The following is a 12,737-nucleotide window of genomic DNA, read 5'->3' on the forward strand; positions in this document are numbered from 1 at the left end:
GGTTTTAGTATGCGTACAATTGCTTTACCAAGACAAAATATAAAATTTACTTATGATACTGATATAAAGGACAGTCTCTTAAATATTCTTATTGCCCAGCAGATTTTCATTGAAAGCCCCTGTGGGGGACGAAGCAGCTGTGGCAAGTGTAAGATAAAACATTTAGGAGGGGATCTTCCCCCTCTATCTGTTGACGAGGAAAAACGCCTTACCCAAAAAGAGATCGAGGAAGGTATTCGTTTAGCCTGTCTCATCTATCCAAATACAGATCTGGAGATCGACATCATCGATCAGGAGGAAAACCACCCGGTTCTGACTGGCGGTTATGTACCAGAGTATCAGCGCAATCCTGCCATCTGGAAAAAGCCCATTGAGATAACAAAGCCCACCCTGACAGACCAAACCCCCTATGAAGTGCTGTTTGAAAAGGCGCTGGACATCAGTCATTTGCCCTGGGACGTACTTCGCCAAATCTCCATGGGGGAGGGAACGTATACTGGGGTATTTAATCAAGACCAGCTTATCGGTCTTGAAAAAGGGGATACCAGTGAGCTGCTTTACGGAGTTGCAGTAGATATAGGAACTACAACCGTTGTAACCTCACTTATCAATTTAAAGACAGGCGAAGAAATTGATAGCGAAGCGGCTATCAATGCTCAGAAAAATTTCGGTCAGGATGTTCTGACTCGCATTACCTATGTTCTCGATCATGGCAAGAAGGGGCGGAATCAGTTACAAACAGCCATTGTTGATTCCTTAAATGAGATGATCCAGACCATGTGTGAAAGGCAAAAACTCTCCTCTTCACTCATCTATGAAGTCGCCATTGCGGCTAATTGCACGATGATGCATATGGTTCTTGGAGTTGATCCGCTATCGATTGGGAAATCTCCCTATGCGCCGATTTTTGTAGAGGAGAAAGATATTTCAGCGAAAGAGATTGGCTTGACTGCCCTTTCTTCCTTCGGGCGGGTATATTGCTTGCCAGCTGTATCATCCTATATCGGAGCAGATATCGTGGCGGGAGCCTATGTGGCCAAGCTCCACGACAGGAAAGATAAAGTGCTTTTTATCGATATCGGGACCAATGGGGAGATCGTTCTTTCTAACGGGGGAAAATTAGTGTCCTGCTCCTGTGCTGCGGGACCTGCCCTTGAAGGGATGAATATCAGCAGCGGTATGCGTGCCGCCGACGGGGCCATCGAGGAAGTCCATTTCCATACAGAGAAGGGCTTTATTTTGAAGGTTATTGGAGACAAAACTCCGGTAGGCTTATGTGGCAGCGGGATACTGGCAGCTATACGAGAATTGCTGAAACATAATTTTATCACTGTCCGCGGAAATATCGTTAAGCCTGAGGACCTAGAGGGTGGGGACCCGAGACTGTCCTATATCGACCTCGACGGCAAGAAAAGGCGAATTTGTATTGGAGAGGGCCCAACGAAAATCCTGATTACCCAAGGGGATGTTCGCCAAGTTCAACTGGCAAAGAGTGCGATTTTATCAGGGTTTGTAGCGCTGGTAAATGCCATGGATCTCACCTTTGCGGATCTGGATGAGGTGATCGTGGCCGGTCAATTCGGCGCTCATCTTCCTGTGGAAAGTCTGGTAGGGACGGGTATCTTACCAAAGGCTGTCAAAGATAGGATCACCTATATCGGTAATTCCTCAAAAACTGGGGCCTATCTGGCATTGATGTCTCTTGAATCCCGTCAAGAAATGGCAACGCTTGCCAAAGCCTTTGATTATCTCGAATTGAGCGTGACAAAAGGTTATGAACGATTATTCGTGGAGTGTTCTCAATTTAATTAAAATAGAATATAGGTTGGACTTAAAAAATCACTATATAACGACGTGGTCGTTGACATAGACTTTGTGTTATTTAGTTATTCATAAGGGGTTAAAAGTAATGAATGTTTTACTTTTTGGCGGATTCTTAGGTTCCGGAAAAACTTCAATTATATTGCAGGTCGCTCGATACCTTGTTAAAGGATTTTCGAAACAACAGTTGGAAAGTGATAAACCGTCTTTGGTAATTATTGAAAATGAAGTTGGGGAGACGGGTATTGACGATAAAATCCTCAAAGCAGAGGGGCTAAATGTTCGGGAGCTTATTGCTGGGTGCATCTGTTGCACGCTAAACGCAGAGCTTACCGTATGTCTCAATGAAATTCAGGAGGAATTGTCGCCACAATGGGTGATCATTGAGACAACGGGAATGGCCTTCCCACATACAATCGCGGAAACGATCGCTAAGTATGGTAAGGGCATTGATAGTTTGAAGACGATTGTTGTAGCTGATGCAGAGCGATGGGATGAACTTTCGACGATCATGCCCGATTTAATAGAAGAGCAAATCGTTAAGGCCAACATCATTCTCTTGAACAAGATCGATTGTCTAGAACCTGAGCAAGTATGTGGCGTCAAAGAAAGCATTAGAAGGATAAATCCTTCAGCGCTTTTCTATGCAATATCCGCGCATGATGAGGTTAATCCGCAAATCTGGCGTACGGCGGTGACTTATTGTGAGTGAGTGGTCAACTAAGCATTCTGGCCCAGCAATCTTTTCCGAAACCCAAACCTTGGGTTTTTTAGAAAAGGTCACGTCCGAAAAGATTCAACAATCTCTCATTCTATGGGTTAAAGAGATTAGTGATTGGTCAAAGGATAAGGCTTATTTGGTTGGACATATAAAAGTTTTTGTTGAAGGTCTGGAGAATTTATGGTTATCTTCCACAGGTAGGAGCATTAATATCAAACACTCCCAAGGGTGGAGTGAATGGACTGCTGACATGGTTACCCTGAACGTGACAGCAATTGTATTTGGAACGTCAAAGAAGGTGTTAGAGGAAGTAGCCCAAGAGAGACTTAAGGCATGTTTTAATTTTGGAACTGAATTGTACAAATGAAGATTAGTCCATCTCAAAAGCGTATTGAACAGTAAACAAAACGTCCGGTTTCCGGGCGTTTTTAGTTGTATCGTTGGAAAAGTTTGACGGCCCCTTTCTACTTAGATAATATGTTTTACCATATTAATAAAATCTTAAGGTTTTAATAAGAAAAATGTTATGATAATATCATGTATTTCGCGGTAACATGATATGAAGATAGAAGTTTTATTTACAAGCCTTTACAAGCAGGAAGAAGAGGGTGGTACTTATGGGCATCAGTATTTTAGTTGTAGACGATGAACAGTCCATAGCGGATCTAATTGAAGTTTATCTGAAAAATGAAGGTTTTACAGTCTACAAATTTTATAACGGCCAAGATGCCTTCAAGTGCATAAAGTCAGAACAACTGGAGCTTGCAATACTTGATGTCATGCTGCCGGACATTGATGGTTTTACCCTCTGCCAGAAGATCAGGGAAAAGCACAATTTTCCTGTTATTATGCTGACAGCAAAAGAAGAAGAAATCGATAAAATTACCGGACTGACCCTGGGTGCGGACGATTACATGACAAAACCATTTCGGCCTTTGGAGCTTGTTGCTCGTGTTAAAGCACAGCTGCGCAGGTTTACCAAATATAATGCTGCAGAATCAGTACGTGAAGAAAAACTGATCGGATTTTCGGGGTTGGTTTTAAATAAGGACACTCACATATGTACTTTAAATGAAAAGCCGCTGGCGCTACTCCCACGGAGTTTTCTATTCTGTGGGTGCTGGGTTCCAATCGGGGTCGCGTAGTCAGTTCTGAAGAGTTATTTCACGAAGTTTGGGGGGAGAGGTATTTCACTAACAGCAATAACACAGTGATGGTACACATCCGGCATTTGAGGGAAAAGATGCACGATTCCGCAGAGCATCCAAAATACATTAAAACCGTGTGGGGGGTCGGCTACAAAATTGAGCAATAACAGAACGAGCATTATAAAAGCTTCACTTATCTTCTTAGGGGTTATCTTGTTTTGTATAGTTACGGTGTGGCTGGTGGACCAAGTATTTAATGGAGTATTTTATGAATGGTTTTCTAATAGATTTTATATTGAAGCAAGATATCAAAGTAACGAAAAGATAGGGGTTATTTTTCGAAGATGGTCTGAAATAAAAGAATTTTTGATTTTTGTATTTTCCGCTCTGTTAATATTTTTAGCGTTATGCATTTGGATCTCAGCGTATTTTTATGAACGTTATAGAAGCAAAAAAGACATCAGCTTTATTACAGACTCAATTAATTCCTTCATCAAGTCAAATAGTTATGATTTAACCTTGCCGGAAAAATATTCTGAAATCGAAAAACAGCTGATAAAGATAAAAGCAAACTCCCAAAAGAACGAGCAGCTTGTGCAAACGGAAATGCAGCGAAAAAATGATCTGATTACTTATTTAGCACATGACTTAAAAACACCGCTTGCTTCAGTTATCGGTTACCTGAGTCTGTTGGATGAAGCACCGGATATGCCGGCAGAACAAAAAGCCAAATATGTAGGGATAGGTTTACAGAAAGCTTACAGGTTGGAAGAATTAATCAATGAGTTTTTTGAAATTACAAGGTTTAATCTCCAGTCTATTGTTTTGAATAAAGGCAAAATAAAACTCGCTTTTATGCTTGAGCAGATGGCTGACGAGTTTTACCCCATGCTCACACCACAGGGCAAACAGGTTGCTATTCATGTTCCCGATGATCTCATCCTTGTGGGAGACGCAGATAAGCTTATTCGCGTCTTCAACAATATTCTTAAAAACGCAATTGCCTATAGTTATGAAAACAGTGTTATTGAAATCATGGCGGATCAACAGGGGGAAAATGTCATACTAACTTTCACTAACCAGGGAGATCCGATTTCTCCTCATAAGTTGGATACGATCTTTGAAAAATTTTACCGCCTGGACTCTGCCCGTTCAACAAACACCGGTGGGGCAGGGTTGGGCCTGGCGATTGCCAAAGAAATCGTCGCGGCTCATGGTGGAACGATCTCAGCAGAAAGTAACCCGGAGCATACTATATTTACGGTAAAGCTTCCGTCATAAGTAATTCTTAAGAAGTTCATAAGAGGAAATTCCAACATCTCTCCTTGTTCAGTGCTTAAATAGAAACAGCACAGAATAAGGAGTTTTTTATAATGCGAAAAACAAAAAGAAAATCAAAGTTTTGGACCCTTCTGTTAATGATAGGTGTTATTGTTATCGCTTTCAAATCTAACATTACTCTTACCGGTCAATCATTGTTCGGAAAAATTGACGGTGATAAAGCCGGATCGGTTCCCGTATCAACAACATTTGATTCTGCTGATTTTATATCCACAGACAATCTGCACAGTTCCAATGCGATTCTGGTTCGCTTGGATAATCAAAAAGTTTTGCTGGAGAAAAACTCTAAGCAAAAAGTTTTCCCGGCATCTTTGACCAAAATTATGACGGCAATCGTTGCAATTGAAAAGTTACCGGATTTAAAGAAATCTATAGTTCTTCCTAATTCCATGTTTCGGGAATTATACAAAGCAGATGCTTCAATGGCAGGATTTACAGCGAATGAAAGAGTGCGGGCAATTGATTTGCTTTACGGCGTAATGCTGCCGAGCGGAGGGGAATGCTGTATTGGCCTTGCTGAACATATTGCGGGATCAGAAAAAGAGTTCGTTGAGATAATGAATCAAAAAGCAGCAGAGCTCGGGATGAGAAATACGCATTTTACCAATACAACAGGACTTCACGACGATAAGCACTACACGACCGTCAAGGATTTGTCCATACTTCTGAGCTATGCGCTAAAAAACAACACATTTGAAAAAGTCTTTACAGCTTCACACTACTCCACCCCACCGACAAATGTACATTCCGGCGGGATTACTTTTGATAGCACACTGTTTAAAAATCTGGAGAATCCAGCGATTGATGGCGGGAGAATTTTGGGCGGCAAGACCGGATACACCAATGAAGCCGGGCTATGCTTGGCAAGCCTTGCCCAGAAGGATGGCAGGGAGTATATACTTGTGACGGCTGGAGCTAAGGGTAATCATGAGTCCGCGCAATACGCCATTGAAGACGCTTACACCGTGTATGACAAATTTTTTAAACATACTTAAGATATTGGAAAATCGGATATAATAGTAAAACTTGTTAATAATTTATCGGGAGATGCTATGATTAAAAGAATTAAAAAGAGGAATCTGGAAACTACCACTAAAAGTATGGAAAAAAACCATTCAGAGAATTCAGGATTGAATAAATCGCTGGATGATAATATATCATTGTTTAAAAATATCTTTAAAAATGACGAAACATTAATTATAAGGGGATTTCAAAATAAGCGGTTACAAAGTGCGCAATGCTGTATTTTCTATCTAGATGGCATGGTTAATGCAGAAATTATTAACGAGAATATTATCCAGCCAGTTCTCAGCAATGATTTATCGGAGAATATCGAGAGTAACAACTTATTAGAAGAATTGAAGAAGAAAGTTATAGTTTCAAATAATGTGACTTTGGAAACTGAAGTTAACAAAATGGTTAGTTCGATTATTAATGGAGATACGCTTTTTTTGTTAGAAGGATACGATAAAGCGTTAATCATCAGTTCAAAAGGCGGGGAGACTAGGCCGATAACAGAGCCTACCTCTTCAAGAATTATCCGTGGACCCAGGGAAGGCTTTACAGAATCAATTATGTTAAATTTGTCGTTGGTACGGCGTAAAATAAAAAATCCTGAATTTAAGGTCAAGTTCAAGGAAATCGGAGAGAGAACACATACTAAGACCTGCATCTGTTATATTGAAGGCTTGGCGCTGGAGGGTATATTAAACGAATTGGAGCTGCGTCTGGATAAGATAGAGATCGACGGTATTATTGATTCAGGGTATATTCAGGAACTGATCAAAGATGCACCTTATTCTCCTTTTGAGACCATAGGTTCAAGCGAAAGGCCAGACGTTATTGCAGCCAAGCTTTTGGAGGGCAGAATAGCTTTATTTGTTGATGGAAGTCCCTTTGTATTAACCGTTCCATATTTAGTTGTTGAGAATTTTCAATCAAATGAGGACTACTATAATAACTACATTTTTTCCTCCATGAATCGGCTTATTAGAGGTTTTACTGCAGTAACCTCCATTACTATTCCTGCAATATTTCTGTCTCTTGTCACTTACCATCAGGAAATGCTGCCTACACCGTTGCTGTTGAGCATCTCTTCTTCAAGGCAGGGAGTTCCATTTCCAACAGTAGTATCCTTATTTATAATGCTCTTTATCTTCGATATGTTACGGGAGGCCGGTACCAGAATGCCATCTTCTGTAGGTCAGGCAGTAAACATCGTTGGTACACTTGTCTTAGGCCAGGCGGCTGTAGAAGCAAGATTGGTAAGTGCTCCTGTCATTATTGTCACGGCTCTGACAGGTATTATGACGTTGATCAACATGAATTTCATAAGCGCGACTATTATTTTCCGGACTTTTCTATTAATAGGAGCTTCATTTTTAGGAATCTACGGATTCTTAATGTGCATTATTATTCTTTATCTGCATTTAATGAGTATCCGCTCTTTTGGTGTTCCTTACATGATGAACGTCACGAGAGCTAAAGACCATGATGGACAGGATGCCTGGATTCGTGCTCCATGGTGGGCCATGACCTTAAGGCCTAAAATTATTGCAGCGAATGATTTAGTTAGACAGTCCTCGAGGCTAGGCAAGGAGAAATAGCTCATATGAAAAAAACAAGAATACCCTTGCTGGCATTGATGATTTTGATAATTTCAACAGTCACTACTGGCTGTTGGAATTACAGGGAAGTCGATAAAATGTCAATTGTAGCCGGTGTAGCTGTTGATAAAGGGCAAAAAGATAAATTTCAAATAACGGTTGAAATTATCCAGGTTAGTGCTGGCAAGGATACAAATATGACGTCAAAAACGATAACCATGGAAGGAAAGACTATGTTTGATGCTGCGAGAAATATCATATCCATATCCGGAAAAAGACTTTATTGGAGTCATGCAAAGGTTATTATTTTAAGTAAGGAAATTGCAAGTCAAGGGGTAACAGAAGTAATTGAGTGGTACAATCGTGATTCTGAGACGCGGGAGGATGTTCGGATCTTGATTTCTAAAGGAACATCAGCCAAGGAAGTGTTTGCTGGACAGGGAAGTACAGATGATATCAAGTCTTTTGTATTGGAAGAAATGATAAAAAATCAAGTAAGTTTAAGTAAAGCGCCAATGATGGATATTTTAAAGTTTAATATTGAATCAAAAACTCAAGGGATTTCTACAATAATTCCTACTGTAAATCTACTGAAAAAGGATGGGAAGATGTATCCTCAAATAATGGGGACTGCAATCATCAAAAACGATAAGCTGGTAGGCTTTCTAGACGGTGAAGAAACTAAAGATTTGACTTTCATTAGAGATGAGGTCAAAGGCGGAGTATTAATCGAAGAAATGCAAGCAAACGACGTACATACCTTAGTATCTCTTGAAATATTTAAGAATAAAACAAAAGTTACGCCTGTTTCAGATGATCAGGATATTGAAATAAACTTAAATATTGATACAACAGTGGCTATTGATGAAATAAATAGCTCAGAGACTATTTTTAATGAAGAAGGACGAAGGGAACTGGAAGAAAGTGCTGAAAATACGTTAAAAGAACGAATTGAATCTTTAATTAAGAAAATACAGTCCGAATATAATGCGGATATATTTGGATTTGGGGCAAAATTACGGGAAAATGATGCACAAGTTTGGAATGATGTGGGCAACAATTGGGACGAGGTTTTTAAAGATTTAAAAGTGAACGTTCAAACGGCAGTGCATATAAAAAATAGCGCAATGTTATCGAAGTCTTCTAAAGAAGGTGACTAACAATATGTTTGTATTGCCAATAATAGGCTATACTTTTTGGGTTATATATGAGTTTATCCCTTTATACAAGCAAAAACTTTGGCATGACTTTTGGGTAAATGCTGTATTGGGGATTTCATCCTTTACAATTGCCATGTTATTGAGTCTGGGTGTAGAGGTTCCAAGCCCTGAAGGACCAATTCGGGAATTGATTATTTCTATATTCGGAAAGTAGGTTTATCATGCAGAAAGAGCAACTTTCGGACAAGGAAGCCATATTTCTTATAATCGTATTCGTTATTGGAAGCTCACTTATTACTGGCGTTGGAGGAGAAGCTGATAACGATGCGTGGATCGCTGTAGTAGTGGGTTTAATTATGGTTATGCCAATGATTCTTGTCTTTTCAAGAATACTATCACTTTTCCAGGGAAAAGATTTATTTGATATTCTGACGCTAACACTTGGAAAAAGGATAAGTAAAATTGTTGCCATCATGTATATCTGGTATGCTTTTCACCTTGGGGCCTTGGTGCTTCGCAACTTTGGCGAATTCATCAATATTGTAGCGATGCCTGAAACGCCGATGTTTGTGCCCTTGTTTTGTTTGGGATTATTATGTATTGTCGCTGTAAGGTTAGGAATAGAAGTGATGGGAAGAACCACTGCTTATTTTCTTCCAATCCTATTCTTAATAATTGTCATAGTACAATTGCTGGCAATACCTCAACTTCATCTAAACTATCTTAAACCTATCTTAGGGAGTGGCTTAATCCCAGTGTTAAAAGGTGGATTTTCGGCTCTTTCATTTCCCTTTGCTGAAACTGTCCTATTCATAGGAGTATTTGGTTCCCTAAAAACAAAAAAGTCACCTTTTAAGGTCTATTATTGGGGAATATTAATTTCAGCACTCATTATAATTATTACTACAATTAGAAACCTCGCAGTGTTGGGAAATATGCGTGATAGTTTTTATTTTCCTTCATATGCAGCTGTAGGCAGTATTAAGATCGGTAATTTCATCGAAAGAATAGAAGTTTCTGTGGCCTTTATTTTTGTTTTTGGAGTTTTTATAAAAAGCTCAATCTGTTTGTTAGTTGCGTGTAAAGGGATTGGGAAAATGTTCAATCTAAAGGATTACAGATCAATAGTGATACAGACTGGATTATTAATGATCTATCTTTCATATATAATTTATGATAATAGTATGATGATGAAATATTGGGCTTTCAAAGTTTATCCTTTTTATGCTTTTCCTTTTCAAGTGATAATACCTATTACGATATGGATTTTTGCAGAGTATAAAGCAAGGAAAAACAAAATGAATTGTTTCTCAAGTAAATGTCCCTAACTAAATGATTGGAAAAATATACCGAAGCTGACTTTTTCTCTAAAAGAAAAGTCGGTTTTTTATATTGCGGGATTCTTTGAATCGAAATGACTAAAAGATAGGCTTAAAAATATATCAGAGTCCTGCGGTTGCATCTGCCGGTGCGAAAAGCTCGCTGAGGTTTACACGGTATAATAACAGATAATTTGATTATAAGAATTAGGAAACTTTGACATCCGGCATTGGACTTTTATTTATTCTAATTAAGTAATTTGGTTAGGGATTATATTAAATTCCAACATAATTAGTATCATCTTCTTATTAATTTTTTTATTCTGAGAAAATAGCTACGTTATTCGTATAAATGGGACACTTTTGTGATTAAAAAGTACGTTAATACGATGCTCATTACGACATACTTCACTTCTTCAAGATGAGATAATTATCCAGATACAAATTGAAGGAGTGTAGCATCAGATGAACAAAAAGATAATGGTCTTAATCTTAATCTTCTTTCTATGTAGTTGCATTTTTGTAGGAACTCCAGCGGTTGCTGCCACTAATAATTTGAGTCCAGCGGCTGACTCACCACAAATAGTCAGCTCTAATAGGCTGTACGGACAAACAAGATTTGAGACCTCAAAGGTTATCGCTGAGTATTATTGTATCGGAAAGGTTAAGAATGTAATCCTTTCAACAGGAAACGATTTTGCAGATGCTTTATCGGCAAGTGTCCTAGCCCATGAAAAGGAAGCGCCTATACTATTAGTGGATTCATCGGTCGATAACTCTAAGGATGCTTTTGATTATGTCACTCAACATCTTGTTGCAACTGGAAGGGTTTATATCATTGGCGGTACTGGAATAATAAGCACGGAATTCGAGACTAAGCTTAATGATCTTGGCATCAAAAATGTTCTTCGAATTGCTGGTATGGACAGGTATGATACATCTTATAAGATAGCAGGTTCGCTCCATGATACAGGTATATCCACTGTAGTGATATCCTCCGGAGAACAATTTTCCGATGCTTTAAGTATTTCCAGTTTTGCAGCTAATAAAGGCTGGCCGATTTTGTTATCTCCCCAGGATGCCCTTCCTCAAGACATGAAGAACTTTTTGCTGGAAAAGAAGCCTTCTAAAGTATACATAACTGGGGGAGAAGGAGTAATCTCAGATAATATAAAATCCGAAATCATTAGTTTGTTACCTCGGGCTGATATCGAACGGTTAACGGGACAATCCCAGTTTGATACGAATGTGATCATTGCAGAAACCTTTGCACCTAATCCTTCAACAATCTATCTGGCCACAGGGTATAGTTTTGCTGATGCTTTGGCAGGCAGTGTTGTGGCAGCCAAAACAGGAGATCCTATTATATTTATAGACCCCTCAGTACCGACACTACCGAACTCAACAGCCAGTTACTTTGCTAAATTTTATGCGAATATTTTAAATCCAAGTCTGGTTTCCTTTGGGGGAAGCAGAGTTGTAACGGATGAGATCATTAAAAGTTCGAGAGACTTGATATGGGGAAAAGCGAAAGAAACTAGTATTCATTCAATAGCGGATATTACTGCAATAGTTACTCAAAATGAAGAGTATTCTTTACCGGCAACAGTTCAGGCTAAGCTTTACAACAGCGATGCTATTGAGGTGCCTGTTCAGTGGAATCCGAAGTTCGGCGATACCAACAAAATTGGGTCAAGTGTTTATGAGGGAGCCGTAGAAGAATATGGTCAAATGATTAAACTTACTCTTACTGTCAAAGAAGCGGTGTCAGTCCCAATCGCTCAATACTCTACTCACTTTGATCTAAACCAGGTCAATCGTACCGAGAACATTCGCCTTGCTGTAAAGGCTCTTGATGGAAAACTATTGGCACCTGGAGAACGTTTCTCCTTCAACGAGGGTGTGGGGGAACGAACCGTTGAAGCAGGTTATAAAGAGGCAATGGTCATAGTGGGAGACGCCTTCACCCCAGGACTCGGGGGCGGAATCTGCCAAGTATCTTCTACTCTTTACAATGCAGTCACTCTTGCTCATTTAGAAATTACTGAAAGGCATCCTCATTCCCTGCCTGTAGATTATGTACCTCCGGGACAGGATGCAACCGTAAGCTTTCCTATTCTTGATTTTAAATTCAGAAACAACACAGACGCTTATATCCTAATTCGCAGTTTTGTAGAAGGGGATACCTTAACCTTTCAGCTTTATAAAAAGGCTAAAAAATAATAGAGTTGCTTAGAAAAGGAGAGGGAGGTCGAAAGACCTTCCTTAATCTTTTTTGAGAATAATCAAGTTTTCTAATGCTATTTACCACTTGTTGCCGTAAAGCCCCTAGTTTCAACTATGGGGATATAAGGCAATTCTAGGTTCTAATTGTATTATATAAGTATGCGCGGTATAATATAAATATGGATATAAACTACAAATCTAACAACAACATTGTCTATTCATGCAAGTACCATGTGGTGTGGTGTCCAAAGTATCGTAGGAAGGTTTTGGTTGGTCAAATTGAAGTTCGCTTAAAGGAGTTGATAAGGGAGATATGCGAAGAACTTCAATCTGAACTAATAGAACTGGAGATCATGCCCGACCATGTCCACCTTTTGATAGAAGTAGATCCTCAA

General features: G+C 39.3%; 11 protein-coding genes and 1 pseudogene. All 12 read left to right on the forward strand.

The annotated features are described in order from the left end of the window. Nucleotides 1-9 precede the first annotated feature (9 nt). Nucleotides 10-1,812, forward strand: coding sequence for an ASKHA domain-containing protein (locus tag BUB11_RS24255; RefSeq protein WP_073032969.1), 1,803 nt, complete (start codon nt 10-12; stop codon nt 1,810-1,812). 97 nt (nt 1,813-1,909) lie between these two features. Beyond that, nucleotides 1,910-2,533 carry a CobW-like GTP-binding protein gene (locus tag BUB11_RS24260; protein WP_073032972.1) on the forward strand — a complete coding sequence of 208 codons (624 nt, stop codon included), beginning with the start codon at nt 1,910-1,912 and terminating at the stop codon, nt 2,531-2,533. Beyond that, on the forward strand, nt 2,526-2,909 hold the full coding sequence (locus BUB11_RS24265; protein ID WP_084110533.1) for a hypothetical protein: 384 nt from the start codon (nt 2,526-2,528) through the stop codon (nt 2,907-2,909). The genes BUB11_RS24260 and BUB11_RS24265 overlap by 8 nt, the downstream gene beginning before the upstream one ends. Before the next feature lie 250 nt (nt 2,910-3,159). Then, a pseudogene (vanR, locus tag BUB11_RS24270) lies at nt 3,160-3,857 on the forward strand (VanR-ABDEGLN family response regulator transcription factor). Further along, nucleotides 3,847-4,971: a sensor histidine kinase gene (locus tag BUB11_RS24275; RefSeq protein WP_084110535.1), complete on the forward strand. Its 1,125-nt coding sequence runs from the start codon at nt 3,847-3,849 to the stop codon at nt 4,969-4,971. The pseudogene vanR and the gene BUB11_RS24275 overlap by 11 nt, the downstream one beginning before the upstream one ends. Nucleotides 4,972-5,063: 92 nt before the next feature. Next, complete coding sequence (locus BUB11_RS24280) at nt 5,064-6,026, forward strand: D-alanyl-D-alanine carboxypeptidase family protein (protein WP_073032976.1); 963 nt, start codon at nt 5,064-5,066, stop codon at nt 6,024-6,026. Between the two features lie 57 nt (nt 6,027-6,083). After that, nucleotides 6,084-7,637, forward strand: a complete 1,554-nt coding sequence (locus BUB11_RS24285) for a spore germination protein (protein ID WP_073032978.1) — start codon at nt 6,084-6,086, stop codon at nt 7,635-7,637. Between the two features lie 5 nt (nt 7,638-7,642). After that, a complete protein-coding gene (locus tag BUB11_RS24290) occupies nt 7,643-8,797 on the forward strand; it encodes a Ger(x)C family spore germination protein (protein WP_073032980.1) in 1,155 nt (384 codons plus the stop codon). A gap of 4 nt (nt 8,798-8,801) precedes the next feature. After that, entirely contained in the window at nt 8,802-9,011 is a 210-nt protein-coding gene (locus BUB11_RS24295; protein WP_073032982.1) for a hypothetical protein, read from the forward strand. A gap of 7 nt (nt 9,012-9,018) precedes the next feature. Continuing rightward, nucleotides 9,019-10,125, forward strand: coding sequence for a GerAB/ArcD/ProY family transporter (locus BUB11_RS24300; protein ID WP_073032984.1), 1,107 nt, complete (start codon nt 9,019-9,021; stop codon nt 10,123-10,125). A gap of 456 nt (nt 10,126-10,581) precedes the next feature. Further along, nucleotides 10,582-12,339, forward strand: coding sequence for a cell wall-binding repeat-containing protein (locus BUB11_RS24305; RefSeq protein ID WP_073032986.1), 1,758 nt, complete (start codon nt 10,582-10,584; stop codon nt 12,337-12,339). Nucleotides 12,340-12,521: 182 nt separating this feature from the next. Further along, nucleotides 12,522-12,737: IS200/IS605 family transposase (gene tnpA, locus BUB11_RS24310; RefSeq protein ID WP_143187707.1), on the forward strand; the 216-nt coding region annotated here is incomplete at its 3' end.

The sequence above is a fragment of the Desulfosporosinus lacus DSM 15449 genome (assembly GCF_900129935.1).
Taxonomy (GTDB): Bacteria; Bacillota; Desulfitobacteriia; order Desulfitobacteriales; family Desulfitobacteriaceae; genus Desulfosporosinus; species Desulfosporosinus lacus.